Origin of the sequence: Niastella vici (assembly GCF_002077945.1) — a bacterium.
Classification (GTDB): Bacteria; Bacteroidota; Bacteroidia; order Chitinophagales; family Chitinophagaceae; genus Niastella; species Niastella vici.
Map to the genome: position 1 here is coordinate 52,659 of NZ_LVYD01000024.1, position 26,529 is coordinate 79,187.

Consider the following 26,529-nt stretch of genomic DNA (forward strand, 5'->3'; position numbering starts at 1 on the left):
CTGCTGTTGGCTATCCATAGGCGATCAGGGCAATAGCGCCGAGAGATAATCCAATACCCAGCCAGTTGATGGCCGAGAGCTTTTCTTTAAAGATCAGCCAGGCCACTACAGCAGTGAACAATACAATTCCCATGTTATTGATGGGAATGATCGCCGAGCTGTTGCCTGCATATCCCTTCAATGCTCCCAGCAAACACCAGATACTAAAATAATTCGGTACGCCAATACCTATTCCCGCCAGTACCGCCCGGCCCGAAAACCGTTGCCGGCCTGTAATGAACAGGAATAACAAAATGATCAATCCCACGGAAGCAGCCACACAAAATGCGGTGATCAGGTAGGCATCCTGGTTACCAGGGTTTATAAAAGCCTGTTCAACATATTTGATCATGGTATCGAGCAGGCCGCTGCCTATAAATAACAACAGGGGCATGGCCCATAATACCCATGATACATGTTTACCTTTTCGCTCTTTGTCATGTGGCCTTGTTGTAAACCACACTGCCAGCAAGGCCAGTGCCACGCCGGTGATCTTCAACGCCGTAGCTTTTTCATGATACAGGTATATGGAAAAAACGAAAGGAATTACCAATGATAACTTATAGGCAACCGTTGCCGGCGCCACCCCTATTTTTTGCACGGTAAAGGCGGCCAGATTGAACAGGGAAATAAAACCACAGCCCATTACCAATGCCCAGGGCAGCCAGGGCTGTTGCGCCAGTGAACCGTTCACCGGAAAACTACCGTTCACGATGCTGCCGGTGATCACGCAAACCATATAATTATACACAATGGCCTGCAGGTTATTGATGCCTAAACGGGCAACTATTTTAAAGGAAATGGTAAGCCAGGCAGTAAGGATGATACTGGCAATGAGGAATAATAAATTGCTCAACGTACCAGGGTTTGCGGGTTCACAAAATAATGGAGGGTATCTGATAACAACGATTCCTGTTTCAATAGCTCACCGCTGTGCACCCGGGGTGCAGGCAGGCCCTGGCGAACCACCAGCTCATTACTGGTGATAATGCGCATTTCATCCCACAACCCTTCATCAATAAACGATTGCAGTAATTGGGCACCGCCTTCTACCAGCACGCTCAGCACCTTTAACTGGTATAAAGCATGCACCACCTGGTGAACGAGGTTTACATCCTGTGTAACCTGGTAATACAATAGATTACCCTGCTCTTCATGTTGCAGGCTGTTAAATACAATGGTTTTTACCTGTTTGTTAAATAACTGTAATGAGGATGGCAGCCGCAGGTTCATATCAACTACCAACCGCACGGGGTTGGCGCCTTTCCATAAACGGGTGGTCAATGATGGATCATCGAACAAAGCGGTGTTGGTTCCCACCAGAATAGCGGATTCTTCACTGCGCCATTTATGCACCAGCCGGTTGGTGAATTCATTGCTGATAAGCAGGCGTTCGCCACCGGGTTCCCCGGCCATTTTTCCATTGGCCGTTTGCGCCCATTTTAAAATAATATACGGGCGATGCTGCGTATGAAAAGTGATAAAGCGTTTGTTCAGCACCCTGCTCTCCTGCTCAAGCACACCCAGGGTAACCTGTACCCCGGCCGCCTGTAGTTTTTCAACGCCTTTGCCATCAACCTGTTTAAAAGGATCGCGGCAACCGATGACCACCTGCGGGATCTTATTTGCAATGATGAGGTCGGCACAGGGGGGCGTTTTACCAAAATGGGCACAGGGTTCAAGCGACACATACATCACCGATTGCGGGATCAGGTGCCGGTCGGCGGCCTTTACCGAGTTCACACAATGCACTTCGGCATGCGGGCCACCATATTGCTGATGATACCCCTCGCCTATAATGCGGCCCTCATGCACCAGTACCGCGCCTACCATGGGGTTGGGCGCCACATAGCCTGCCGCAGTGGTGGCCAGCTGCAGAGAGCGTTGCATGTATGTTTCGTGGGTTGTCAAAATGGGGAATGGTCGGCTTCCTAACTAAAGCCGCAAATATAGTCCAAAATACGCCATCTTTGCCCCCTATGACGGTACACGAGGCGCAGCAACAATTACTCACATCCCTGTATGAGTTGTACGACAACCGCGAAGCGGCGAATATTGCCGACTGGGTGATGGAGCATGTTACCGGCATGCGAAAGATCGACCGCATTATGCATAAACAGTCGCCCATGGCCCCTGAACGCCTGGCGCAACTGGAACAATACACCCGTGAACTGCTGGCGCATAAACCCGTGCAATATGTGCTGCACGAAGCCTGGTTTTGCGGCATGCCGTTCTATGTTGATGAAAATGTATTAATACCACGTCCCGAAACCGAAGAGTTGGTTGAGTGGGTTGTGGCCGAAGCAGGAAATACGCAAAGCATCCTCGACATAGGTACTGGAAGTGGTTGTATTCCGGTCTCTTTAAAAAAGAAACTACCACAGGTGAAAGTATATTCCTGCGATGTGAGTTCACCCGCACTGATGGTAGCTGCTAAAAATGCGGCAGCCCAGAATATTACCGTTCATTTTATACAGGCCGATTTTCTGGATGAAAGCACCTGGCCCCGGCTACCGTCGGTTGATATTATTGTAAGCAACCCGCCATATATTCCACATCACAACCAGCTCAGCATGCTGCCCAATGTGCTGGCATATGAACCACACCTTGCTTTGTTTGTGCCTAATGAAGATCCCCTGGTATTTTATGATGCCATTGCCCGCTTCGCCCAACAGCGTTTATTGCCCGGCGGCAGCATCTTTGCAGAGATACATGAAGACCTGGGTGAACAAACGAAAACATTGTTTGAATCGAAAGGATTTGTTGCAGAAGTGAAGAAAGATTTTCAGGGGAAGTACAGGATGGTGAAGGCGGGGAAATGACACTCTGTAGATATTACACTAACGGACAAATGTAATTGATATTTTCTTTTCTTTGCGGGAAAGTGCTGTAATAGAACCAGATTTCAATGTATTTGGTCTTGTTAAAGATAAGGGCCTCGAACCATTCAGGTCGGGAAAGAATTATATGGCATTTGCTGTTAAAAGAAAAAATAGTAATTTTATTATATAACTACAATATATGGCTGGCAACAAAAAAAACCATAAAAAGATAAGCAAAGTCAAAGGCAAGCAACTCATGGCTCTTGATGTGCGGGATTATCGTAATGATCCTTTTGTAGTTAAAAAATTAGAATCTGCCAAGAAATTAATTGAAAAATACGGTTTGCCCAAAGAACTGCTTAACGATTAAACTAATTTTAAAATAATTTGAAGCATCTGCCAACTGGTAGATGCTTTTTTATTTAGGATGGAGGCCCGATAAAAGTTTATAAAGCTTTCCTGATTTTAGTGGACTACCACTCCCTTATTCACCCTTAATAAAACTCAAAACATAAGGTGAGACAAAATAAAACGCTAACCCAACTCCAACATTAAGGAGGGTGGTTATCCATCTATTTTTATACTTCACATCTACTGCAATGGGAAGTGCCAGAACTCCTGCAAAGGCTGATAGACCTAATACTCCTATCAAAAAGATCCTTATTCGATCTTCATTTGTAATATAAGAAAATGTAGTCAGCCTGTAAGTCTGAAATATTATCTCACTAAACAAAACGATCAAACAGGCAAATATGGCCAAATAAGTCACACTGATAGTATCATCCTCTTTTAGTATCCTTTTAAACACTGTATAAAACAACACTTCATAACATACAAACAAAAACAACCCCGATATAACTATAGGCGTACCAGGAATTCTCTCCGGAAGAAATTCATGCAGTATTAAAAAATCAATAAATAACAGTGTCGTTAGCACTAATACGCTTATTAGTAATAATCTACGATGATCAGGCAAGGGAGAAAGGGTTTTAAAATGGAAATTTTAAAAACAGCCCGCAGTTTCCAAAAGGATCACTGCGGGCTGTTATATCGTTTCTCCGCCAGTTGGCGGAGCCGGGGGTACTACTTCACTTTCGTATCAACCAGCAATGTTGACCTGGCGCCCAGGTCGCGGGCTACACGCATAACCGCCACAACATTCTCGAGCGGAACGGTTTTATCGGCATTGATGGCCACCGTTGCCTGAGTGGAATCTTTCTGCACATACGGTTGTATAAACGCGGTCATCTCCTCAATTTTAACCTGCTTCCCATTAATAATATACTCACCGGTTGGCTTTATATTAACGATAACCGTTTGCTTGGCCTTGGTATCGCTTTTGGCTTTTGGTTGTGATAATTTGATCACATTCGGATTGGCCAGGGTTGATACAATAAGAAAGAAGAACAACAGGATGAACAGGATGTCGTTCAACGCTCCTGCATGTAACTCCTGATGACCTTTTAATCTTCTTCTTAAATTCATTTAACTTATTTTTTAATATTATCTCGTTGGTTCCTGTAGTATATCAATGAACTCGGCACTGGCGGCTTCCATCCGGTTCACAGTTTTATCGATCTGTGCATTCAGGAAGTTATAACCCACATAGGCAAGCAAACCGATGATAAGTCCTGATGCAGAGGTGATCATTTTGGTATAAATACCACCCGCGATCTGGGCCGGTGTAAATTCACCCGATGCGTTGATATTGTAGAATAACTGCAACATACCGAAGATGGTTCCCAAAAACCCGAACATAGGCGCAATACCATATACCAGTGATAAAACCGACAGGTTGCGCTCCATTTTATATACCTCGAGCTTGCCTACATTTTCCATACTTTTTTCAATGGCCTCAATGGGCTTACCGATCCGTTGCAATCCCTTATCAATGATACGGGCTACAGGGTTGGGTGTATTTTTAGCCAATGACCGGGCTGCCGATACATTACCGCTAAAAATATTGTCCCGTATAATGTACATGAAATTGGGATCAATCTTACTGGCCTTGCGAATGGCAATCAGCCTTTCAAAAAAGAAAAATACAGCCAGCACGAACAACAATCCCAGGGGAATCATGAGGGGGCCACCATTAGCCAGCAGGTCCATCACGTTCATAACATGCTCGCCCTGAGCACCGGGCGTTGCGGCTTTGTGTAAAGTGTCGGCGGTGGCTGTTGTCGCGGGATTGGTAACTTGTAAAAAAAACCAATTCATCCAGTTGTTGTTTTAATGGTGTAAATGTAGGCAAATGTGTGCCTAAAACGAATCCAACGATTTAATATTTCTTAAAAGTTTGCTAATTGAATTACCTGATTGTCAAAATCGTACGCAAAGTAAAAGTTAATTCTGGCTCTGGTTCGGATTACTCTTCATTTGCATCATGGCCATTATTTGCTGCATACTCCGCTGCATGCTTTCACTGCTGCCATCCAGGAATATGACATTGCCCTTCCCTACTTCCGCAAAATTCTTGATGGCTTCCGTCCACATGCTGAACAGGATCACATTCGTATCGAGGTTGGCCTGTTTCATTTGCTCAGCTGCCTGGCTCATACCGCGGGCCACTTCTTCCCGGAACAACGCCACACCCTGACCGCGTAACTGGGCAGCAATACGTTCAGCCTCAGCCGCAATTTTTATGGAATTTCCTTCTGCTTCGGCTGCTTTTGTTTTGGTGATCAGTAATGCCTGCCCTTCATTTTCTGCAGCCGCCTTCAGGTTATTACTGGCCACTACCCTGCTCATACTGTCCATAATGGCCTTATCGAATGTAATATCGTTGATCTGCAGATCGAGCAGGTGATACCCCCACTCTTCCAGCAAATGGTCTATCTGTTCTTTTACATATTCCACGATCTCTTTACGCAAACCCAGTATCTCGGCCTGGCGTTTAGTGGCCACAAATGACCTGATGGTTCCCTCAATGGTACGGGTGAGCGCCTGCATGAGGTCGCGTTCGCTAAGGAATTTGAACGCTACTTTTTTAATGGTTTCTTCATCGGCATTCTGAACCGAATACAGCAGCATGCTTTTAAAGTATACATTCGCCTGATCAGCGGTTACTGCCTGAAATTCCATTTCCACCGAGCGGTTCTGGATACTTACTTTACGGTAAATCTGTTCCAGAAAAGGTATTAAAAATCTCAGGCCAGGGTTCAGCACCCGTTGGTATTTACCGAACATGGTAACTACCCCAACAAAGCCCTGGTTAATGGTTTTTACACCGGTAAATAAAAGAAGAAAGAAACCGACTACAATGACCCACCAATATGAAAAATGATCCATAAGATTAAATTTTGATGAAAGTACGGAAAGTTAAGGTGATAATGCGATAATATGCTATGTGACAATGCAGGGCCGGGGCATGCATATTGCTGTTCCATTTGTACCTCGCGATGGCCCAGGCCATTCATGTTGGCAGCTTTCTTATTAACTTTGAGCCAATGAATTCAACCAATCAATTCGACATCATCATAGTGGGAGGCGGCCCTATCGGTTTGGCTTGTGCCCTGGAAGCAAAAAAAGCTGGTTTACACTATTGCATACTTGAAAAAGGCTGCCTGGTAAATTCGCTGTACAATTATCCCGTGAACATGACCTTTTTTTCTACATCTGAAAAACTGGAGATCGGCGGTATTCCTTTTGTAAGCAATAATATTAAACCTACCCGTCCCGAAGCGCTGGAGTATTACCGGCGGGTTGCTACCAGCAACCATGTCACCATTCACCTGCAGGAAGAAGTAAAAGATATTACCCCCGCAAATGGCAAATACCAGGTTGTTACCACTAAACAAACCTATACCACCACGTTTGTAGTGATCGCTACCGGCTTTTATGATATTCCGGTCAAGATGAATATTCCTGGCGAAGAGCTGCCCAAGGTCGTTCACTATTATAAAGACCCGCATTTTTACGCCATGCAAAAAGTAGTGGTGGTGGGAGCCAATAACTCGGCGGTTGATGCGGCCCTGGAAACCTGGCGCAAAGGAGCCGAAGTTACCATGGTCATTAGAAATGAAGGCATTGGACAACGGGTGAAATACTGGGTAAAACCCGATATGGAGAACCGCATTAAGGAAGGCAGCATAAAAGCATATACCAACTCAACGTTAATGGCCATTCGCGAAAAGGAAGTGGATATTCAAACACCTGATGGGCTGGTCACCATTGAAAATGATTATGTGATTGCCATGACGGGTTATCAACCCAACTGCAACTTTTTACAAAAAACAGGTATCCATTTGTCGCAGGATGAAGTGCTGCAACCCGCTTATGATCCCCAAACCATGGAAACCAATTTACCCAATATTTACCTGGCGGGTGTGGTTTGCGGTGGTATGAACACCCATGTTTGGTTTATTGAAAACAGCCGGGAACATGCGTTGTTGATAATAAGGTCTATTAAGAAAAAGATGAACCTCTAGTTCATTCTCTTCGATAAACAAAGATCTCCACGCGCCGGTTTTTCTTACGGCCCGATGATGTTCTGTTACTGGCAATAGGTTGCAGATAAGCATACCCCCGCGCAATAAAGTTCACGCCCAGCGAGTATACTTTTGTCATCAGGTATTGTTTTACCGATACAGCCCGGCTCTGAGATAGCTCTTTATTGTATTCCAAATTTCCGATGCTGTCGGTATGGCCATTTACCACTACCGAATCCATTTGCCCGGTGAGTTTGGCAGCAAAGCTATCGAGCAGATCATAACTCTTTTTCGAGAGCTCATAGCTGGCGGTCACGAAATAAATATCGGGGATTATAAGCGTGTCTATATGTTGAACTGTGGGCATGCGCGTACTACTTAATTTCGGCCGTGGCAATGGCGGATGTTTTAAATGATAGCTGATCGTTTTATCCAGCCTTTCATGGCGGTCATCTGCTTTGTAGATGTCCCATTTCTCCTGGTCGGCCGTTGCACAGATCTTTTCATTCGGGTTCAACGGCATTAACGACACTTTATCGAGCAGGAACAAATACTCATCCTGAAAATCGGGTTTTATTGAACCCGTATAATCGTTCCGTTTAAATAATCCGATCGTAATGAACGATTCATTGCCATCGGCGGTATATACAAAACGTACCTTTTGCCATTTGGTAGAAGGTTGTGATAAGGCAGCGCCGCTTCGAACATACCAGAAATCGGGCTTAATATTACGAAAGCTCCTTTGCTCATATAAGAAATCTTCTGCTGAAAAATAAATACCAATACTATCGAGCACCTTGTTGGTGGCGCTTACATAAAATTCCAATGCATACTGATTTCCTTTTCTTAAACCACATAACAACTGGGTCCTTATGAAATTACGCACACCACCCTTGTTTACACTACCAGCTGTTAACCCTACATACCGGTACCCATCGTAGGCAATATTCATATCACTATAATAATAACTGGCCTCATGTGAAGTGGCGATCCAGGCTTCGGGCGCACAATACTTGTGGAATTCGGTGCATAAATTGGCGTCTTCAAAACTGCCATTGGCTATCAGGTTCTGCGAATGCCCGGTATAGCAGGTAAACAATACCAGGGAAAGGGTGGGAACGAATTGCCTTATTTGTTTCATAGACAGGTTGACAATGGGATGAGCCTAAATTACTCAAAAAACCACAGTGGCGATGGTTTTCTTTTATACTGATAATGAAACAGTTAAATATGAATTTTTGCCTAATCATTATTTTATCCCGTTTAGTACCCCATTGATTCATGTCAATTATTTTTAATACCACTTGCATATTAAAAAAACGCGTTATACTTTTACCTCAGCTTACTTCTACCCATATCCCTTCGAAACTCCACCACCATCAATCATAGCTTTCAAAAATATTTCTTATTTATTATCCTTTTTCATTCATCCTTTTGAAGACCTCCAGGCTTTTGTAATACATGTAACAGAAAGTCATTTCCTCCAATTTTCCTTTGGGACCATCTATTTTATTCATCCCAAAACAATTTGAAATGAAAAAGATCTACTCTTTCATCATGGTGTCTATTATTGCCATGACCGCAAACGCACAAATGGTATTTAATGAAAATTTTTCCGGCTATACAAATGGCAACCTGAATGGTCAGGGTCCGGTTGGAAATCTATGGGCTTCCGCCGGTAGTGGCTCAGATGTTCAGGTAGCCAACACTACCCCGCTTATATATTCTGGTTATACCAGCGGCACTCAATATGTTACAGTAAGTACCGGAAATAATAAAAGTTCATCCAGGGCTTTTACGTCGGACATTTCTACTACCACTGCCAAGACTATTTATATGTCCTTTGTTATAAAGGCAACTGATGCCAAAAAAAACAACGTTGATTATAACATATCATTACTGGATAACAGCGGAACTCCGGTAAACGCACTACAGTTTTATGCAAAAGATGTAACTATTTCCGGTACCGATTTTTTAATGTTTGGCATTAGTACTAATGGGTCAAATGTAGTTTATACAGGAGTCAATTATAGCTTTGCCACCACCTATCTTGTTGTAATAAGATATGATATCATATCGGGTTCAAATAATGACCAGGCATATTTATGGGTAAATCCATCTTTGGGATCAGAACCTACTACAGGAAGTGCGAACATTTCATTAACTGGCGGAGAATCTTATGGTGCTGGTGCTGCATTTCATGCATTAAATATTACACAAACTTCATTAACGCCTAATGCCGCATACGATGCATTTCGGATAGCATACGGAGCTACTTCACCCATTGCCTGGACCAACCTGAGCCCTGCCGGCGCTCCCCTGCCTGTTCAACTGACCAGCTTTAACGCAAACGAAGACGGACTCAATACCAAACTCATTTGGAATACAGTTGAAGAAAGCGGTATCGACAGCTATGTAATTGAAAGAAGTAATGATGGAAGAACTTTCACTGCTATCGGTTCTGTAAAAGCAGCCAACCTGAAAACCTATAGCTTCACTGATGCACAGGCCGCTTCTCAAAACAGTTTCTACAGATTGAAAATGATTGAACAGGATGGAAGCTTTAAATACAGCTATATCATCAGTGTGAAGAGCAAACTGAGCCTGGATATTTCACTGTCGCCTAACCCGGTTAAAAGTTCATTGATGATACAGCACCCGAAAGCTGGTGTAAACGGACATATTCAGATTATAAGCGCTGCCGGTCAAACTTTAAAAGATATACGATTGTCTGCCAATGCAGTTATTTCAAATGTTGATATGAGTGGTTTTACAAGCGGGCTTTACCACGTTGTGTTCAGGAATGGATCAGATGTGTTTAGCAAAACGGTATTAAAACAGTAGACCTGTACCACCATGTGGATGAAAAAAAGCCATCGGAGCAAGATCTGGTGGCTTTTTCTCATTTTATTCCTCCTGCCGGTATAGAATGATCTCTACTCTCCTGTTCAGCTGTCTTCCGGTTGGGGTTTTATTACTGGCAACCGGCCGCCAATAAGCATACCCCCGTGTCTTTGTCTTTTCTTCCAGCCCTGCTACTTTACCCGATAAATACTCTTTTACCGAATTGGCCCGGTTCAGCGACAGGGTTTCATTATAAGCCAGCTTGCCAATGCTGTCAGTATGCCCTTCCACGATCATGGAATCAATTTCCGGTATTTTCAACTGGCTGGCAAAACTGTCGAGCAGGTAATGGCTGGCCGCGGTTAACTCATAGCGGGCAGTAGCAAAAAAAATGTCGGGTATAACCAGGGTATCTATACGTTGTTTCTTTTTTTCTTCTATGGTTTGCGGCAGGGGTTTTACCGGGGGTGGGTTTTGGCGATACAGGTTTACTTTCCGCTCCAGGTAAGAATGCCGTTCATTTTCACTGTATATTTCTTTTTTTACGCTATCGGCCTGTTCGCATAATTTTTCATGCACATCAACAGGCGTCAGCGAAACATCATCGAGAAAAAAATAATATTCGTCGCGAAAATCTGGTCCGGGAATACCGGTTACATCGAGCCGTTTAAAATGGCCAATAGTAACGAACCCTTCCGTTCCATCGGCCGTATACAACAATTCCACTTTTTGCCAGCTGCCTGTTTTTTTAACTGTTGTGTCAAGACCGTTAATAGACCATAACTGCGGAGTAATGAGCCTGAAGTATCTTCTTTCATACAGAAAATCCCGGGCAGAAAAATAAACGCCTATGCTATCCAGTACGGGATGTAAAGAGAAAACATACATTTCCAGTTTATACTGGTGTCCTCTCTGCAAGCCACAGAGCAGGCGGGTACGGATAAAATTCCTGATGCCCTTCATTCCCAGGCTGCCGGCGGCAATCCCTACGAAATGCGTGCCTTCATGGGCTTTCACCATGTACTTCAGGGGTGCTGAAAAATAATAATTAAAATACAGTGAAGTAGCGATCCAGGCTTCGGGTGCACAGGGTTTTTCATATTCAGTGCAAATGTTCTCCTCTTCAAAACCGCCGTTTGCAAGGAGGTTCTGGGAATACGCAGGTATAGCAGATAAGATCACAACACAGCAAGCAAAAATGAGTTTCATATTTATAAGGTTACAGGGTATACGTTTCAGGTAACAGGTTAGAACCTGTATCTGTTACCTGAAACTTTTCCCTTTCCCGACCTTCTGATCTCTATTATTACAAAGCACGTTACGCTTTCTCTTCCCAGATGCAGGCGAGGTGAACGATCGTTTCCACGCTTTTTTGCATATCCTGTACGCTCACATATTCATGCTTGCCATGGAAGGCCATTTCACCGGTGAAAATGTTGGGACAGGGCAAACCCATAAACGATAAACGCGACCCATCGGTTCCGCCCCGCGCACTCATTTCAATCAATGGAACACCGGCCCGTGCAATAGCTTCCTTCGCATATGCCGATACCTGCGGATATTTATCCAGCACCTCCTTCATATTGCGGTATTGCTCGCGCACCCCAAAATCGGCTTTAGCGCCCGGAAATCGTTGCAGGGTTTCGGCCAGCTTTTCACGCAACAGCTCTTCATATTCGGCCAGCTTTGCCGTTATAAAATCGCGAATGATAAATTCAAGCGTTACTTTTTCAGCAATACCATTAATACGCACCGGATGCACAAAACCACTACGCTTTTCTGTTGTTTCGGGCGATAGCGTATCCTTTGGCAGCGCTTCCAGAAAAGCCCCGGCCACTTTCATGGCATTCACCAGTTTATCTTTTGCATATCCGGGATGCGCACTTACCCCATGAAAGGTAATGGTAACGCCATCGGCTGAAAACGTTTCATCTTCATAAGCGCCGCGTTCGCCGGCATCGAGCGTATAGGCAAACTGAGCGCCTAACTTTGCCAGATCGGCCTTATCGACACCACGGCCTATTTCTTCATCGGGTGTGAACAGGATCTTTATAGCCCCATGCGTTATATTGGGGTTGTTCATAAAGTAACTGGCCATGTCCATGATCACTGCAACACCGGCCTTATCATCGGCGCCCAGCAACGTAGTACCCGATGCCGTGATGAGATCTTCCCCTTTCTTTTTACGCAAATACGGATGATCATCGGGTGTGATCACCTGCGAAGGATCATCAGGTAATACAATATTACCGCCATCATAGTTGGGATGCACCAGCGGCTTCACATTAGCACCGGTACAATCAGGTGCAGTATCAACATGCGCGCAATAACAAATCACCGGCACCTGTTTGGCTGTATTGGCCGGAATGGTCGCATACACATACCCATGCTCATCGAGCTGCGCATCTGCAATACCCATTGCCTTTAATTCCTGCACCAGTATGCGGCTCAGGTCCTTTTGCTTTTCGGTTGAAGGGCAGCTGGTCGATTGCGGATCACTTTGTGTATCTATTTGCACATACCGCAGGAACCTTTCCTTTACTGTGAAATTATATTTAGTAAACATGTAAGCTGTATTTTTGGCAAGATAACTAAATATCGATCAACTTATTTTCATAGCCCGAACACCATGACCCCGCTTATTAAACAAGGCTGGATGCGCGCCATATTGTTGCTGCTGGCTTTTATTGGATGTTCCTTACTGGCCGGGTTAATAGCCAGCTTTGCAGTAATAGCACCCGCATTTTCAACCATATCAAAAGCACCGCAGCCCGATCTTGTGCTGCAGGTGATCATCCTTTCCCTGTTCATTTCGGCCCTGCTAAATTGCCTGCTAACGGTCATATTCCGCCGATATATTGACCGCCAGCCGGTAGTAAGCCTGGGATTTCGCTGGCAGCCGTATAAACCCGACGCTATTACCGGTTTCTGTTTAGGCATCGCCTTACTGGGCGCCGGCACGCTCGTGCTGTTCGCCACCAAAAATCTGGAATGGAGCGATGTACATTTTAAAGCCAGGGATTTCTTTATGGGGCTGGCATTAATGGTGCTGATCGCCTTTTCAGAAGAAATGGTTTTCAGGGGATATATTCTTAACAACCTGATGGATTCAATGAATAAATGGGCCGCCCTGGGTGTTTCAGCCGTTTTGTTCACGATAGCCCATGGCGCCAATCCGGGAATATCTTCTGTTGCCGTAGTTAATCTGTTACTGGCCGGGGGGCTGCTGGGCATTAACTTCATCTATACCCGCAATATCTGGTTTGCTATTTTCTTTCATTTCAGCTGGAACTTTATGCAGGGGCCCGTGCTGGGTTATGAGGTGAGCGGACTGCCACTGCAAGGGGTATTACAACCCGACCTGCAGGGGCCCTGGTGGCTGACAGGGGGTGTTTTTGGCATGGAAGGCTCGTTCATCATTACCGTTCTTTTAGCCGGGGCCCTGTTGTTGTTGTATGCCCTATACGAAAAGCATTACGCAAAGGCCATCAGCGCCAGCCTGTAACATATTTGATAAATTGAATAATTCTTTCTACCTTTTTACAAACTAAAGCTGACCAATTATGAAAAAATTATTGATTGGCGCCATTGTCGGCGGCATCATTCTATTCATCTGGCAATTTCTTTCCTGGACTGTACTTAACCTGCATAACAACGCCTACCAGTACACTGACAAGCAGGATGCCATCATGAGCGCTTTAAGTTCCCAGATCGAAAAAGAGGGCCAGTATATGATACCCGGCCTGCCGGCCACTGCCACGAAAGAGCAACATGAAGAATTCATGAAAACACAGGCCGGAAAACCCTGGGCGCTGGTTCAATATCAACAGTCGAGAGACATGAATATGGGTGCGAACATGATAAGAGGACTGATAGTTGATATGCTGATCATAGGCTTTTTCTGCGCACTCATCAGCCGCATGAATGCCCTGAACTTTACCGCTATATTCATTTCGTCGCTGTTTGTAGGCCTGATCGTTTTCTTCAATATCCCTTATACCAATCACATCTGGTTCAAAGGTTTTGATCTGATGGCTTATTTTACCGACTGCCTGGTATCGTGGGGGTTGGCTGGTATATGGCTGGGCTGGTTGTACGGTAAGAAGAAAGCTAAAGCATAGGTCGATTGCTATTAAACGCGCAAATAATAAAGGCGGAACCGTTTTGGAAACGATTCCGCCTTTTAATTTTTTTGGTTACTTCGTTGGCTTCCTGGCCACCGGTTTCTTTTTGACAGCCGGGTGCCCGGCTTTGACGGCAGACCCGGCAGCTTCCTGTGCAGCCACTTCATCTACATAAACGATCTTGCCTTCAGGTATTTCCATAGTGGTGAAAACGGTAGGCAAAATGTAAATAATGTTCTGGATGGAATTATGGCTTGCATCAATAAATTTCCAGTTAATGCCATTATCGGTTGATTCGCCAATGAGGTAAGTATAGATTTTTACTTTCCCGCGCGACTCATCCCATTTATCCCGCACTTTTTCAATAACGCACTGCCAGGTATCAACGTCATTCATCAGGTGCACCAGTCGAAGCTTTGGGATCTTTTCTTCGGTTTTAGGTTCATCACGGTAATGCACCATAACAACGTTTTCTTTATAGCCGTCTTTTCCACCGTAAAACTTAAAAGCGCTGGGGCAACTCAGGTTCAAATAGGTTGTCCATTCAGTGTAAAAATCTGCTTTCACCAAACTATCGGCAAATCGCAAAGCCTGGCGGGTAGCAATGGCCGTATCTGATTCAGGCAATGATTGATCGGGCGGGGCAACAGTGGCGGTTTGGTCCTGGGCATGAACAGTATTAAGTAAACAGACTAATAGTGTGCACGTAACGATGCGTTTCGTGGTTTGTATCATAGGGTATAAATTATGGGGGCCAAAATAGAAAAAAAATTCTGGCAGGTCAATAGGGGAAACTACGTGGGGAAGTTGTAAAGATGCACCCTGGTAAAAGGTATATCGTGCAGTTGCAGGTTTGTGAAGTAAGGGGTATGGGGTAAGAAGTACGAGGCAGAATGGATGAGACTATGTGTATATAAGGCAAAAAGTAGGAGGTAAGAAAATTCAGGTTCTTCCTACTTCCTACTTTTTACTTGCTAATTCGGTATTTACGGCATAATAATGCGGGAAGGAGCTGCGCCAATTTCTACCAGCTCAATATCAAACACCAGGTCTTCACCAGCCAAAGGATGGTTGGCATCGAGCATAACATTTTCTTCACCTATCTCGATAACTACTACCGGAATAACATGTCCTTCAGAATTGGTCATATTTAAACGCATGCCTATTTCCAGTTCCATATCCTCAGGAAATTCACTGGCAGGGAAGGCCACGATCATATCGGGATTTTTAGGACCATATGCTTCAGCAACCGATATCTGGATGGTTTTTTTATCCCCTACCTGCATTCCCATAACACCAGTGTCGAAACCGGGGATCACCATACCACTCCCTACCTCGAATTGAAGCGGTTCACGACCGGCAGAAGAATCGAAAGTGGTTCCATCTGTCAAACGGCCATGATAATGAACTTTTACAGTATCGCCGCTTTTTACTTGTTGCATACTAACTTTTTTGTGTTTAAAATTTGAGGGAGAATCCATGCTTACACTCCACACCGCCGCATTCATATTACCAAAAGATGAACAAAAGCGATAAGATAAAAAAAGCCCAATTCCCTTGCCTGCAAAGTAAAAGGAATAATTTGGGGCAGCCAATAAAAGTTTTTTAGTGAAATTTGGGGCCGGAATTGCAAAAAACAAACCAGAAGAACCAGGAACAAATGCAGGAAAATACACCACAAACCACACACAGCAAACTTCAAACAATAAACAGTCCGCGTATTATTTTTATGGGTACCCCTGAATTTGCCGTTGCTTCTCTCGATGCACTGGTACAGGCAGGTTGCAATATCATTGCCGTAATTACTGCACCCGATAAACCGGCTGGGCGTGGCATGAAATTAACCGAAAGCGCCGTAAAGAAATATGCCGTTGAAAAACAATTGCCCGTGTTACAACCGGTAAAGCTGAAAGACCCGCAATTTCTGGAGTCTTTAAAAGAGCTGAAGGCCGATCTGCAGATAGTAGTTGCTTTTCGTATGTTGCCCGAGGTGGTATGGAACATGCCGCCCATGGGCACTATTAATTTGCATGGTTCATTATTACCTCAATACCGCGGTGCGGCGCCTATAAACTGGGCTGTTATAAATGGCGAAAAAGAAACCGGCGTCACTACCTTTAAACTGCAACATGAAATTGATACCGGCAACATTTTGTTACAGGATAGCTTTCCCATTGGCGACGATGAAACAACCGGTGAAGTGCACGACAAAATGAAAGAGATCGGTGCACAGTTGCTGGTAAAAACGGTGGCGGGTTTAGCTCAGGGCACGTTGACTGAAATACCCCAACCGCAACACAGCAATGAATTAAAGCATGCGCCAAAGCTCTTCACTGAAACGTGTAAAATAGACTGGAACCAACCTGTAACGGTTATTTACAACCTCATAAGAGGTTTATCGCCATACCCGGCTGCATTTACTTACCTCAATGAAAAAATGCTGAAGATCTACAAGGCAAAAAAGGAAATGCATGCGGCCCCAAAACCTGCGGGAACTATTGAAACAGATAATAAAACCTTTCTGAAATTCGCGGGCAAAGACGGGTATATACATATCACCGAACTGCAACTGGAAGGAAAGAAGAAAATGACGGTGGAAGAGTTTCTCAGAGGGTTCAGGTTTACCCCCAATGCCTAAATGATAAATTCGCAAGTTATTGAGTTCATAGTTTTATACAAACCGGCTAACTCAATAACTTGCAAACTGGCTTTAGTACGCAACATCTACATAAAACTTGCCCATTTCAGCGCCCAGTTCGGCGGCAGCGGCATCGCTGAGGCGAACGGTAAGCCCAACGCTTTCGCGCATATCGGGCAATTGTCCCAGTACTTTGGCGTACACTGATTTATTAGTGGAATTATAGCTGATCTTTACAATGGTACCCACTGGTACATTATTCATGAGTGCATAATATTTCCCATCTTTCCAGCCGCTGGTGCTTCTGAAAATTCCGGCATTACCTGCAGTTGATTTTCCACTGCCATTGTAACCCGACTTAAAATAACCGCCTTTATAGCCAGAATAACTGGCGTCTGAAGTGGCCTGGGTTACCGGTGCAGATGTCTTTGACGATTTTTCTTCGGTTGCCGGTGGTGGTGTACCTATTTCTTTTTTAGTGTCTTCTTTTTTAGCTTCCTCTTTCTTCAATTCCTCTTTTTTAGCTTCCACCGCTTTGGGCTCTTCGGGTTTTGTTACCGGTTTTGTTTCGGTAGTTTTTGTCTCCGCAACCTTTGTTTCGGTTGTTTTTGTTTCAGCCGGCTTCTCCGTTTTGGCTACCGGAGCTTCTTCAGCAGGCTTCGTAGCGGCAGTGACCGGGGTGGTAGCCGGAGCCACTATTTTCCTGATACCATTGGCGGCCAGCGGCGAATGGGCGGTCTTTACCTTCAGGTACCCAACAACCAGTTTCATCCCAGCCTGCAGGTGATCATTGGTGACCCCATTCCATTTTTCCAGCGTTTCTACAGGTATTTTGTTATGGTTCTGGCTAATACGGTACATCCATTCTTTTTCCTGAACTATATGATAAACCGGTACAAACACCTCATCGGCATTTTTTTTACCATCCTGTGAAAAGTTCGGGGTTTTCAGCGGCACCTTTAATTGCTGCCCAATGTTCAGCTTATCCATGGTTACTCCGGTGAGGGCAGCTATTTCTTTAGGTTGTATGTTGTAAATACGGCCTATGGCATACCAGGTTTCTTTGGGTTGAACCGTATGCAACAGGTAGAGGTCGGGCGACGTACCCTGCACGGTCATATCTGACTGCGACCACACCAATTGTGAAAGCAATAGAAACGCGATGATTAAAACTCCTTTGAACTTCAACATAGGTTATGCATTTCGTATTCGGGTGCAAAGATGCTGAATAAATTTTAATTAGCGCCAAAGGGGATAACTATCCCATACTGGCTAACTGCTTTCATTGGTACTGTTGGCGCTCCTTTTCAGGATTCGCCAGGTGGGTGGATAGTAATTATTTATTCTATTCTGCAGCACCTTTATCCATCCCAGATTATACTGCTCAAACTGTACCAAAGTCCATCCTTTATGGGCTGTTGATACGGAAACTTCTTCTTTCCGCAAATATTGTATGGCGTCTTCCTTTTTTAACGATACTGCAACAATTGAAGGGTTGATACCGGTACTTAGCGCCAGCGCATGATCGGGCACCAGGTCGTTGCCGGCAATTTTGCCTAAAACGGTTCCGGCCCGGCGTACATAAATATTGTCAACTATAGTAAGCAATTCCTTTTCCAGGTGCTGCGGAAAGGCCATTATTTCCTCTTTTTGTTTCCACAACTGCACCGGCCAGCCAGCCTGTAACCAGGGCTGTATGATGGCTGTTTCGTTCTTCGATGCCTTTTGCAGCAATGATTTTTTAGGGGGGCGTATGGTGTTAGCCCCACCTTCCTGTTTACGGAAACAACTGATAAAAAAACCTTCGCCCCGTACCTTATCAGGGAAGAAACGATATCCAAAAGCCTGGTGTTTGTTTGATCGTGTTTCAACAATACCCCAGTCCGCCTCCACTGCCAGTTGCAGGGGTTGAACCGAAAAAGTATCCATCAACCAGTCGGCTATTTGTTCATCCTCTTCTTTCGAATACGAACAGGTAGAATAGATGAGCACGCCGCCTTCTTTCAATGCCGGAAAAACATCGGCCAGAATGCGTTGCTGCCGCTGATAACAAAGCGCTACATTCTGTTCGCTCCACTCCCCTATGGCCTCGGGTTCGCGCCTGAACAGGCCCGAACCGGAACAGGGCGCATCAATCACAATGACATCAAAAAAATTTTCGAGCCGGGCAAAGGTGGCCGGGTCGGCATTGGTAACAATTACATTGGCGCCGCCCCATTTTATACTGTTCTCTTCCAGTATGGCGGCCCTTGATTTTATCACTTCATTACTCACCAGCAGGCTATCGGCGCTGATGAGCGATTGCAACAGGGTCGATTTTCCGCCCGGCGCCGCACAAAGATCAAGCACCCGCAATGGCTGGCTTACATCGGTTGTTTGGGTAAGCGCCTGCTCCAGGAACATACTCGACGCTTCCTGCACATAATACGCTCCCGCATGTATCAGGGGATCAAATATAAAGGCAGGCCGTTCGGGTAAATAATAACCGTATGACGACCAGGGGATCTTTGCTGATTGAACAAGCGGTAAATGATCAATAGTAAGGCTGGAACCGTTTTTCGCTGCTTTAGCCGCATTCACCCTTACAGAAGTTACCTGTTCGCCGCTTTCATGAATTTGTACGAACGCTTCTTTATTGAAGCCCGCGACACCGGTTAATGAATCAAGAAGTTGTTGAGGAAGTTGCACGCGGCAAATCTAACGAATAATGTGTTAATGGGGTTTTAGAAGGCTCCTGTTGCCGGTTAGCATGTCATTAATGCAAAAACCGCCCTGCAAGGTGCGGAGCGGTTTTTACTATCAATACGATTGTTTGTTGCAATTTTTATTTCACCACCTTGTCGGCTTTGAACTTTCTTTTGGTGATCAAATTACCGCGTATATCGAAAAATTTGAACTCACCTTCTCTTTTATCGTTTATATAACTACCAGTTTCCTTAACTGTTCCGTTGGGATTGTATTCAGTGGTTAAACCGTTGCGTTTTCCATCCCTGTAACTGATGATGATCCTTCTGCCGCCACCTTCAAAAAAGGCGCTGTAGCGATCAACGGCGCCGCTGGTATCGCGGTGTTCCATTTCTTTGGGATTACCATTGGCATAGTAAGTGGTGGTGGTGCCTACCAGCTTTTTAAAATCAACAATGGTATCGGTCTTTATCAGGCGGCCGGTTTTGGTATCGTACGATTTGGCAGCCTGGAACTTGCCTTTTTCTTTAAAATAGATCTCTGTTTTCAGCTTTCCGAATAAGAAAGATTTTTCAATGCCTTCGGTATGCGCGTCGTTCAGGTACTGATACTCATAAGTGAGATTACTTTTTGGTTTTGACACCGCAGAATCATCTACTTTCTGAAACTTAGCATCATCATCCTGAGCATTGCTGATTTTACAGGTAATAAGCAGAACAATAACAGCGAGAAAAGCACTTTTTGTGATCATATAGTACGATTAACAATTATTTGCCGCTAAGATAATGGAGATCTTTTGCGTCTGCAACGACCATAACTCATTCTTTTACAACGAACTGAATTAATTTACAGCAACGCTTTACAGCAATCCCCACGCTGTGCAGCTCCTATAACGGCGTTGCAGGCCAGTTTAGTGTCCTGATAACGCTTGATTACGTTATTTCAGCAATGCGATAGCGGCATTTACCTGCTGGGTAAACGACTGAAGGGTTTGTGTAGCGGTTTCAATACATTCGCCAGCTTCCTGCCAGTTACGTTCTTCAATGCCCTCCCGTATACCCGGTAAGGTTTTTACGCCATAGCCTGTATAATAACCTGGTGCATATATCTGGTGCCTGTACCAGGCACGACGCGGTAATCCTTTTTGTTGCAATAATGATCTTTCTGATTGATACAGGATGCCGTTCAGCTGCTTTTGTTTGTCAACCGGCAACCGGGTGGCATTCGCATATAATTTCTGAAATTCTTCCACACTTGTCTTTAACTGAACCAGGGCATTGTCGAGCTCACTGAAATTCAGGAACGGTACCGCCTCTTTAATGGCCGGTGCGCGGTAAGTTTTAGTTGGATCTTTGGCAAGGTCGAATAATTTTTCTTTGATCATGCGGTTTTGGATCTCCGTTTGGGTACGCATGTTATCGATCATGGTTTTGATATCGGTTGCATAGTCAGCCACTGTTTTATAAAAGCTATTGTAATCAACCGGCAATACATCGGCATTGGCTAACCGCATTACTACCCGGCCTGCTGTTTTCGACAGGGCAACGCCATACTGAAAACCGGGATCTTTAAACCGGGTGAACAGATCGTAGGAATCATAGATGGAATGGTACTCACCGCCGCTTCCTTCACCGCCAAAACCAAGGTTCATGGAAGTAATGCCGAGGTGTTGTAAGAACGGCGAGTAATCTGACCCCGCCCCCAACGCCGCCAGCTTCATGTTTTTATTACCGATCAGTTTGCTGCGATTCGCTTCCGGCGCATCGATCAGGGTCTTTGCATACAGGCGTTCATTGATGGGCACGCCGGTTTGCGGATCTATGACTTCGTGCATCACTTCATTGAAGAACGGCTCCAGGGCATGAGAACCGCCGGCATTGATATAGCCCCGGCTGTTGCCATCCGAATTTATATAAGCCACTGCTTTTTGTTGCAGTTCACTGGCATGGTCCTCGACCCATTCGGTAGAACCGAGCAAGGCAGGTTCTTCCCCATCCCAGGCACAATATACCAGCGTACGCTTGTTACGGAATCCCTGCTGAACCATTTCGCCAATAACACGGGCTTCTTCCAGTTCAGCTACCATACCACTGATGGGATCGGCAGCGCCATTTACCCAGCCATCGTGGTGGTTACCCCTGATCACCCATTCGTTGGGAAACTGAGAACCGGGCAGGGTGGCAATTACATTATACAGGGGTTTAAGGTCCCAGTTAAAAGCCAGCTGCAGATGCACTTTGTCTTTTCCCGGCCCTGTATGATAAGTTACTGGTAACGCGCCCCGCCATGCTGCCGGCACCACTTCACCGCCCAGCGATTGTAACAGCGGTAATGCATCTTCATATGAAATGGGCAGAACCGGGATCTTCATAATGGTAGTGGCCGCTGCACGGTCAAGCCGTTTTGCATCTTTGGTGGCGCCGGTACCCGGTGTAAGCGGATCGCCGGGGTATACAGGCATATCCATTACGGAACCACGCTGCACGCCATCACTGCGCCGGAAAGGTCCCTGGGGATATACATCGCCCCGGGCATAGCCATCATCTTCGGGATCTGAATATATAATGCAGCCCACAGCCCCGTGTTCAGCCGCTACTTTTGGTTTAATACCCCGCCAGGAGCCGCCATATTTGGCAATCACTATTTTTCCTTTAACGTCAACACCCATACGTTCCAGTTCTTCATAATCGGCCGGTATGCCGCGGTTAACGAATACCAGCTCCGCCGTAACATCGCCATCGGCCGAATAGGCATTGTAGGTGGGTAATTGTTCCGCTTTTTGACCACTGGTCTTATCTTCTTTCAATACCGGTTCTTCGAGCCTGGCTTTATAGGGCTTACTGCCTAACAATTCAAGCACCCTGGTTTTGGGTGTTGGAAATAAGGGATAGTAGGTCACTATTTCAGTTTGATAACCCCATTGCCTGAACAGGGCGGCCATATATTCGGCGTTTGCCTTATCATGCGGCGAACCAACATGATGCGGATGTGCGGTAAGGAATTTCATCCAGGTGTCCATATTGGCAGCAGACAACTGCGCATCAAATTGCTTTTCCCAGGAAAGCTGCGAGGTGGCACTTGAATCGGTAAAGCCCATTATCTTTTGGGCCCGGGTGGCAGTAACAAACAACAATACTACTACTAAAGAAAAAGTGAATTTTCTCATGTGCAAATATTTTTAAATTGACCGGATGTTTGTGGCTGAAGCAATCAATACATTCAATAGCGGGTAACAGGGTTCGACAGATCTCAAATCTAACCGGAAAAAACGGAAGTTGGAGAGGGGGAAAGGATTATTTTTTGCATGAATAAAACCGATCATACAAACAGTATAGCAGCAGGCAAAAAACCGCAATCAGGATCAGCCGGGCAATTCGCTTAAAAGGTCGTTGGGATCGGCGGGTTGAAGAGTGTTTTTATTGGAGTAATTGCGAACGACCGCAACAATGAAAAATATTTGCCCAAAGATGATACAACTCCAGCAACCATAATATTCTATTCTACTCACTAAAATGGTAACTAATGGCGAATGATAAGTGCTAAAAGAATAATAAATAAAAAGTATCAATAGATATAATAATCTTAGTATAACGAATCCGAATAAAGAAAGCCATAGATTCACCCACACCCATTTCCGTTCTTTTATCCTTTTTCGTATTACCCAGTAAATAATAGTTTCCACTAAAAGCACCAATGGCAATAACATCACCACATATAAATCTGCTCCCATGCCTACACTTACTGTAGTAGCCTTTAAGATTACATTAAACAGAATAAGGCTCTGTATACAGGCAAAAATCACAACTACTACCATAATCCAGAATGGCGTATACCAGGACCTGGTTTGCATGGACGATTGATTGATGAATTATATATTCTTGATCTCCCCGATCAGGTCCTGCAACACTTTTTTGGCATCGCCAAACAACATGGAGGTCTTGGGTTGAAAGAACAGATCGTTCTCAATACCGGCATAACCGGGTTTCATACTGCGTTTGTTTACGATCACATTCTTGGCCAGCTCCACATCGAGAATAGGCATACCATATATAGGAGAAGCCGTATCAGTTTTAGCAGCGGGGTTCACCACATCGTTGGCGCCCAGCACCAGCACCACATCGGTAGTGGCAAACTCATCATTGGCCTGTTCCATTTCGAGCAGCTTATCATAGCTTACATCGGCTTCGGCCAGCAATACATTCATATGCCCGGGCATACGGCCGGCAACCGGGTGAATAGCGTATTTCACTTCCACCCCCTTGCTTTCGAGTAATTTTTCCAGCTCATGACAGGCATGTTGCGCCTGGGCCACCGCCAATCCATAACCTGGCACTATCATCACCTTGTGGGCATAGCTCATAATAACAGCCGTATCACTCAACGTAATTTCTTTATAGGCGCCCTGGTCTTTTTTAGCGCCACCGCCGCTGGCAGTTGAACCACCAAACGAACCGATCAATACATTTTTCAACGAGCGGTTCATGGCCTTACACATCAAAATGGTGAGCAGGGTACCCGCAGCACCTACCAGTATACCACCAGTTAACATCACCTTGTTATTGTACAGAAAGCCACCACAGGCAGCCGCCACACCGGTGAATGAGTTCAATAAAGAAATGACCACAGGCATATCGGCCCCGCCGATAGGCATTACAAAAAACACCCCATACAACAGCGCCAGCGCAACAGTTGTATAAAAAAGAATATGGGAAAACCCAACATTATATTGATAGGTAAATACCCCCGCCACCAGTACCAGCAGCAACACCAGCAGGTTTACAATATGCTGGCCGCTAAACGACATGTCCTTTATTTTACCGCTCAGCTTTCCCCAGGCGATCATACTACCGGCAAAGGATACGCTACCGATAATGGCCCCGGCAATAATGGTTAAATAATGACCGGCCGGAATGAAATCGGCCATATTACCGAAGTCCAATGTTTTATTAGCCTGGTAAATATGATCGAATTCAACGGCCGAGATCAGGGCGGCGCAGGCGCCTCCCATTCCGTTGAACATACTTACCATTTCGGGCATGGCCGTCATTTTTACCTTTTTGGCGGCCAGGGTGCCAATGATGCCACCAATGAGAATGCCACCGAATATCCAGGGATAATTGCCCAGCTTTTTTCCGTCTTCTTCATACAGGAATATCGTTCCAATAATAGCGATCGTCATACCGGCAGCCGCCAGCAGGTTGCCATTGCGGGCTGAGGACGGGTTCGACAACATTTTTAAACCTATGATAAACGTAACCGAACCTACGAGGTAGCACAGGGTTAGTATACTTAATTCCATAATGCGTTATTAAAATCAAAAAGGTGCGCGCTCTTTGCGAGGCACACCTTATCATTTTATTTAGAACTTTTCTTTTTTCCTTTAAACATTTCAAGCATACGGTCGGTGACCACAAAACCTCCCACCACATTCAGGGTACCCACCACTACCGCCAGAAAACCGAGGATTAGGGCCACATAATTATGTGGCTCGGCCTTACCCATCACAATGATGGCCCCGATAATAACCACCCCATGGATGGCATTGGCGCCGCTCATGAGGGGGGTGTGCAAAACACTGGGCACATGACCGATCACTTCAATACCTACGAAGATCATCAATATAACGATGTAGATCATTTGCTGATTATCGGCTATCCACGCAAGAATTGCTTCCATATAATAAGTTTGAAAATTATTTATTAGCTGAGTAAAGAGCTGAAAGTACAAGAGATGCGACGCAACGAAAGCTGATCAGGGCGCAACAGCCGGCGTCATAAATTATTTCACCCGTTCATGAACAACTTCACCATTGTTTGTGATGCAACAACCCTTTACCAGGTCGTCGTTCCAGTTCAGGTTGAGCTTGCCTTCCTTGTCAATGATCAGTTGTAAAAAGTTCAATACGTTTTTACCGTACAATTTGCTGGCATCGGAAGGCATGCTGGCGGCCAGGTTGCTGTCGCCCACAATATGAACGCCCTTATACAAAACAGTTTGATTATTTTTTGTTACCGGGGTATTGCCGCCGGTTGCGGCTGCAATATCAATGATCACCGATCCTTTGCGCATGCTTTGCAGCATTTCTTCCGAAATAAGTATCGGTGCTTTTTTCCCGGGGATCTGTGCGGTGGTTATCACAATATCGGCTTTGGCAATGCTTTCGGCAATGCGTTGTTGCTGGCGTTGCTGATAATCGGTTGATTGTTCAACGGCGTAACCACCCGCTTTTGACGCATCGGCAGCGCCTTCCACTTCTATAAATTTGGCCCCAAGGCTCATCACTTCTTCTTTCACTGCAGGCCGGGTATCAAACACTTCTACCACTGCACCCAGGCGGCGTGCGGTGGCAATAGCCTGCAAACCGGCCACGCCGGCACCCAGTATTAATATTTTAGCTGGCGCAATACTGCCCGCAGCAGTCATGAACATGGGAAAATAACGGCCGTAGAGATTGGCAGCCTGCAATACCGCTTTATAACCGGCAATATTGGCTTGTGAACTGAGTACATCCATACTTTGCGCACGCGTGGTACGGGGCAGCATATCCAAACTAAAAGTGATAACGCCCTGTTTTGCCCATTGCTGCATAACGGGCACATTGAACAACGGCTGATAAACCCCTATAAGGATCGTTGTTTTCAGATTCGCCGCTTCGGGAAACGGATGTATGGCTAATAGTATGTCGGATGATTGAACAACTTCGCCCCTGCTTTTTATAACCGCACCGGCTTTAACATATTCGTCGTCGTTATAAAAGGCTTTTTCGCCGGCGCCCGATTCAACAAAAACAGTAATGCCTTTTTTGGTGAGGGCGGTTACGGCTTCGGGCAATAATGATACGCGGGTTTCTTCGGATGGTTCTTTTAAAACTCCTATCGTCATAATCAGGTAGTAGTTATATGATTCAAGGTAAGGAAAATTTAAGTTATGTATAAAGCTACGTCCAAATT

26 protein-coding genes are annotated in these 26,529 nt (G+C 45.2%); 7 read left to right on the forward strand and 19 right to left on the reverse strand.

The features are described 5' to 3' along the window. Nucleotides 1–10 precede the first annotated feature (10 nt). On the reverse strand, nt 11–895 hold the full coding sequence (locus A3860_RS07700) for an EamA family transporter (RefSeq protein WP_081145976.1): 885 nt from the start codon (nt 893–895) through the stop codon (nt 11–13). Continuing rightward, nucleotides 892–1,950, reverse strand: a complete 1,059-nt coding sequence (gene ribD, locus A3860_RS07705; RefSeq protein WP_143773996.1) for a bifunctional diaminohydroxyphosphoribosylaminopyrimidine deaminase/5-amino-6-(5-phosphoribosylamino)uracil reductase RibD — start codon at nt 1,948–1,950, stop codon at nt 892–894. The genes A3860_RS07700 and ribD overlap by 4 nt, the downstream gene beginning before the upstream one ends. Nucleotides 1,951–2,018: 68 nt before the next feature. Between ribD and prmC the strand changes: the two genes are divergently transcribed. Both prmC and A3860_RS40990 read left to right on the forward strand, forming a co-directional pair. Beyond that, on the forward strand, nt 2,019–2,861 hold the full coding sequence (prmC, locus tag A3860_RS07710; protein WP_081145978.1) for a peptide chain release factor N(5)-glutamine methyltransferase: 843 nt from the start codon (nt 2,019–2,021) through the stop codon (nt 2,859–2,861). A 199-nt stretch (nt 2,862–3,060) separates the two neighbouring features. Next, nucleotides 3,061–3,231, forward strand: a complete 171-nt coding sequence (locus A3860_RS40990) for a hypothetical protein (RefSeq protein WP_158085163.1) — start codon at nt 3,061–3,063, stop codon at nt 3,229–3,231. Nucleotides 3,232–3,345: 114 nt separating this feature from the next. Here A3860_RS40990 and A3860_RS07715 read toward each other — a convergent pair whose 3' ends face one another. The 4 genes from A3860_RS07715 to A3860_RS07730 all read right to left on the reverse strand — a co-directional run bounded on the left by A3860_RS07715 (nt 3,346) and on the right by A3860_RS07730 (nt 6,149). Beyond that, nucleotides 3,346–3,837, reverse strand: coding sequence for a hypothetical protein (locus tag A3860_RS07715; RefSeq protein WP_081145979.1), 492 nt, complete (start codon nt 3,835–3,837; stop codon nt 3,346–3,348). Between the two features lie 107 nt (nt 3,838–3,944). Beyond that, entirely contained in the window at nt 3,945–4,346 is a 402-nt protein-coding gene (locus A3860_RS07720) for an ExbD/TolR family protein (RefSeq protein WP_081145980.1), read from the reverse strand. 18 nt (nt 4,347–4,364) lie between these two features. After that, entirely contained in the window at nt 4,365–5,078 is a 714-nt protein-coding gene (locus tag A3860_RS07725; RefSeq protein WP_081145981.1) for a MotA/TolQ/ExbB proton channel family protein, read from the reverse strand. Between the two features lie 126 nt (nt 5,079–5,204). Further along, on the reverse strand, nt 5,205–6,149 hold the full coding sequence (locus tag A3860_RS07730) for an SPFH domain-containing protein (RefSeq protein ID WP_081145982.1): 945 nt from the start codon (nt 6,147–6,149) through the stop codon (nt 5,205–5,207). A 158-nt stretch (nt 6,150–6,307) separates the two neighbouring features. On the opposite strand from A3860_RS07730, the gene A3860_RS07735 reads away from it, so the two are divergent. Next, nucleotides 6,308–7,288, forward strand: a complete 981-nt coding sequence (locus A3860_RS07735; RefSeq protein WP_081145983.1) for a YpdA family putative bacillithiol disulfide reductase — start codon at nt 6,308–6,310, stop codon at nt 7,286–7,288. Nucleotide 7,289: 1 nt separating this feature from the next. Here the strand turns inward: A3860_RS07735 and A3860_RS07740 are convergent, their stop codons facing one another. After that, on the reverse strand, nt 7,290–8,429 hold the full coding sequence (locus tag A3860_RS07740) for an OmpA family protein (RefSeq protein ID WP_081145984.1): 1,140 nt from the start codon (nt 8,427–8,429) through the stop codon (nt 7,290–7,292). A gap of 392 nt (nt 8,430–8,821) precedes the next feature. Here A3860_RS07740 and A3860_RS07745 point away from each other — a divergent pair, with 392 nt between their 5' ends. Beyond that, a complete protein-coding gene (locus A3860_RS07745) occupies nt 8,822–10,132 on the forward strand; it encodes a T9SS type A sorting domain-containing protein (protein WP_081145985.1) in 1,311 nt (436 codons plus the stop codon). A 63-nt stretch (nt 10,133–10,195) separates the two neighbouring features. Here A3860_RS07745 and A3860_RS07750 read toward each other — a convergent pair whose 3' ends face one another. Continuing rightward, nucleotides 10,196–11,341 (reverse strand): OmpA family protein, encoded by a 1,146-nt coding sequence (locus tag A3860_RS07750; protein WP_081145986.1) that lies wholly within the window; start codon nt 11,339–11,341, stop codon nt 10,196–10,198. 109 nt (nt 11,342–11,450) lie between these two features. Then, the gene (gene pepT / locus A3860_RS07755) at nt 11,451–12,698 is read right to left on the reverse strand and encodes a peptidase T (RefSeq protein ID WP_081145987.1); all 1,248 of its coding nucleotides are present in this window, start codon (nt 12,696–12,698) and stop codon (nt 11,451–11,453) included. 63 nt (nt 12,699–12,761) lie between these two features. On the opposite strand from pepT, the gene A3860_RS07760 reads away from it, so the two are divergent. Together A3860_RS07760 and A3860_RS07765 are read left to right on the forward strand one after the other, a co-directional pair. Then, nucleotides 12,762–13,637, forward strand: coding sequence for a CPBP family intramembrane glutamic endopeptidase (locus A3860_RS07760; RefSeq protein ID WP_081145988.1), 876 nt, complete (start codon nt 12,762–12,764; stop codon nt 13,635–13,637). A 58-nt stretch (nt 13,638–13,695) separates the two neighbouring features. Beyond that, nucleotides 13,696–14,253 (forward strand): hypothetical protein, encoded by a 558-nt coding sequence (locus A3860_RS07765; RefSeq protein WP_081145989.1) that lies wholly within the window; start codon nt 13,696–13,698, stop codon nt 14,251–14,253. Between the two features lie 75 nt (nt 14,254–14,328). Here the strand turns inward: A3860_RS07765 and A3860_RS07770 are convergent, their stop codons facing one another. Then, the gene (locus A3860_RS07770) at nt 14,329–14,991 is read right to left on the reverse strand and encodes a hypothetical protein (protein ID WP_081145990.1); all 663 of its coding nucleotides are present in this window, start codon (nt 14,989–14,991) and stop codon (nt 14,329–14,331) included. 251 nt (nt 14,992–15,242) lie between these two features. Then, a complete protein-coding gene (locus A3860_RS07775) occupies nt 15,243–15,698 on the reverse strand; it encodes an FKBP-type peptidyl-prolyl cis-trans isomerase (RefSeq protein ID WP_081146456.1) in 456 nt (151 codons plus the stop codon). A 185-nt stretch (nt 15,699–15,883) separates the two neighbouring features. Between A3860_RS07775 and fmt the strand changes: the two genes are divergently transcribed. Further along, nucleotides 15,884–16,894, forward strand: a complete 1,011-nt coding sequence (gene fmt, locus A3860_RS07780; protein ID WP_245843496.1) for a methionyl-tRNA formyltransferase — start codon at nt 15,884–15,886, stop codon at nt 16,892–16,894. Nucleotides 16,895–16,966: 72 nt separating this feature from the next. On the opposite strand, the gene A3860_RS07785 is transcribed toward fmt, so the two are convergent. From A3860_RS07785 to A3860_RS07820, 8 genes are all read right to left on the reverse strand, one after another. Continuing rightward, a complete protein-coding gene (locus A3860_RS07785; protein ID WP_081145991.1) occupies nt 16,967–18,085 on the reverse strand; it encodes a LysM peptidoglycan-binding domain-containing protein in 1,119 nt (372 codons plus the stop codon). Nucleotides 18,086–18,166: 81 nt separating this feature from the next. Then, nucleotides 18,167–19,582 (reverse strand): methyltransferase RsmF C-terminal domain-like protein, encoded by a 1,416-nt coding sequence (locus A3860_RS07790; protein WP_081145992.1) that lies wholly within the window; start codon nt 19,580–19,582, stop codon nt 18,167–18,169. 136 nt (nt 19,583–19,718) lie between these two features. Beyond that, complete coding sequence (locus A3860_RS07795; protein ID WP_081145993.1) at nt 19,719–20,330, reverse strand: toxin-antitoxin system YwqK family antitoxin; 612 nt, start codon at nt 20,328–20,330, stop codon at nt 19,719–19,721. 186 nt (nt 20,331–20,516) lie between these two features. Beyond that, nucleotides 20,517–22,745 carry a transferrin receptor-like dimerization domain-containing protein gene (locus A3860_RS07800; RefSeq protein WP_081145994.1) on the reverse strand — a complete coding sequence of 743 codons (2,229 nt, stop codon included), beginning with the start codon at nt 22,743–22,745 and terminating at the stop codon, nt 20,517–20,519. A gap of 195 nt (nt 22,746–22,940) precedes the next feature. Then, nucleotides 22,941–23,429 (reverse strand): hypothetical protein, encoded by a 489-nt coding sequence (locus A3860_RS07805; RefSeq protein WP_081145995.1) that lies wholly within the window; start codon nt 23,427–23,429, stop codon nt 22,941–22,943. An 18-nt stretch (nt 23,430–23,447) separates the two neighbouring features. Beyond that, nucleotides 23,448–24,878 (reverse strand): NAD(P)(+) transhydrogenase (Re/Si-specific) subunit beta, encoded by a 1,431-nt coding sequence (locus tag A3860_RS07810; RefSeq protein WP_081145996.1) that lies wholly within the window; start codon nt 24,876–24,878, stop codon nt 23,448–23,450. Between the two features lie 56 nt (nt 24,879–24,934). Next, nucleotides 24,935–25,255 carry an NAD(P) transhydrogenase subunit alpha gene (locus tag A3860_RS07815; RefSeq protein WP_081145997.1) on the reverse strand — a complete coding sequence of 107 codons (321 nt, stop codon included), beginning with the start codon at nt 25,253–25,255 and terminating at the stop codon, nt 24,935–24,937. A 102-nt stretch (nt 25,256–25,357) separates the two neighbouring features. Further along, a complete protein-coding gene (locus A3860_RS07820) occupies nt 25,358–26,461 on the reverse strand; it encodes a Re/Si-specific NAD(P)(+) transhydrogenase subunit alpha (RefSeq protein WP_081145998.1) in 1,104 nt (367 codons plus the stop codon). Between the last annotated feature and the right edge of the window lie 68 nt (nt 26,462–26,529).

Coding starts and splice junctions, on each gene's coding strand:
- prmC (WP_081145978.1), top strand. CDS start 2,019: ATGACGGTACACGAGGCGCAGCAACAATTACTCACATCCCTGTATGAG.
- A3860_RS40990 (WP_158085163.1), top strand. CDS start 3,061: ATGGCTGGCAACAAAAAAAACCATAAAAAGATAAGCAAAGTCAAAGGC.
- A3860_RS07720 (WP_081145980.1), bottom strand. CDS start 4,346: ATGAATTTAAGAAGAAGATTAAAAGGTCATCAGGAGTTACATGCAGGA.
- A3860_RS07725 (WP_081145981.1), bottom strand. CDS start 5,078: ATGAATTGGTTTTTTTTACAAGTTACCAATCCCGCGACAACAGCCACC.
- A3860_RS07730 (WP_081145982.1), bottom strand. CDS start 6,149: ATGGATCATTTTTCATATTGGTGGGTCATTGTAGTCGGTTTCTTTCTT.
- A3860_RS07735 (WP_081145983.1), top strand. CDS start 6,308: ATGAATTCAACCAATCAATTCGACATCATCATAGTGGGAGGCGGCCCT.
- A3860_RS07740 (WP_081145984.1), bottom strand. CDS start 8,429: ATGAAACAAATAAGGCAATTCGTTCCCACCCTTTCCCTGGTATTGTTT.
- A3860_RS07745 (WP_081145985.1), top strand. CDS start 8,822: ATGAAAAAGATCTACTCTTTCATCATGGTGTCTATTATTGCCATGACC.
- A3860_RS07750 (WP_081145986.1), bottom strand. CDS start 11,341: ATGAAACTCATTTTTGCTTGCTGTGTTGTGATCTTATCTGCTATACCT.
- pepT (WP_081145987.1), bottom strand. CDS start 12,698: ATGTTTACTAAATATAATTTCACAGTAAAGGAAAGGTTCCTGCGGTAT.
- A3860_RS07760 (WP_081145988.1), top strand. CDS start 12,762: ATGACCCCGCTTATTAAACAAGGCTGGATGCGCGCCATATTGTTGCTG.
- A3860_RS07765 (WP_081145989.1), top strand. CDS start 13,696: ATGAAAAAATTATTGATTGGCGCCATTGTCGGCGGCATCATTCTATTC.
- A3860_RS07770 (WP_081145990.1), bottom strand. CDS start 14,991: ATGATACAAACCACGAAACGCATCGTTACGTGCACACTATTAGTCTGT.
- A3860_RS07775 (WP_081146456.1), bottom strand. CDS start 15,698: ATGCAACAAGTAAAAAGCGGCGATACTGTAAAAGTTCATTATCATGGC.
- A3860_RS07785 (WP_081145991.1), bottom strand. CDS start 18,085: ATGTTGAAGTTCAAAGGAGTTTTAATCATCGCGTTTCTATTGCTTTCA.
- A3860_RS07795 (WP_081145993.1), bottom strand. CDS start 20,330: ATGATCACAAAAAGTGCTTTTCTCGCTGTTATTGTTCTGCTTATTACC.
- A3860_RS07800 (WP_081145994.1), bottom strand. CDS start 22,745: ATGAGAAAATTCACTTTTTCTTTAGTAGTAGTATTGTTGTTTGTTACT.
- A3860_RS07805 (WP_081145995.1), bottom strand. CDS start 23,429: ATGCAAACCAGGTCCTGGTATACGCCATTCTGGATTATGGTAGTAGTT.
- A3860_RS07810 (WP_081145996.1), bottom strand. CDS start 24,878: ATGGAATTAAGTATACTAACCCTGTGCTACCTCGTAGGTTCGGTTACG.
- A3860_RS07815 (WP_081145997.1), bottom strand. CDS start 25,255: ATGGAAGCAATTCTTGCGTGGATAGCCGATAATCAGCAAATGATCTAC.
- A3860_RS07820 (WP_081145998.1), bottom strand. CDS start 26,461: ATGACGATAGGAGTTTTAAAAGAACCATCCGAAGAAACCCGCGTATCA.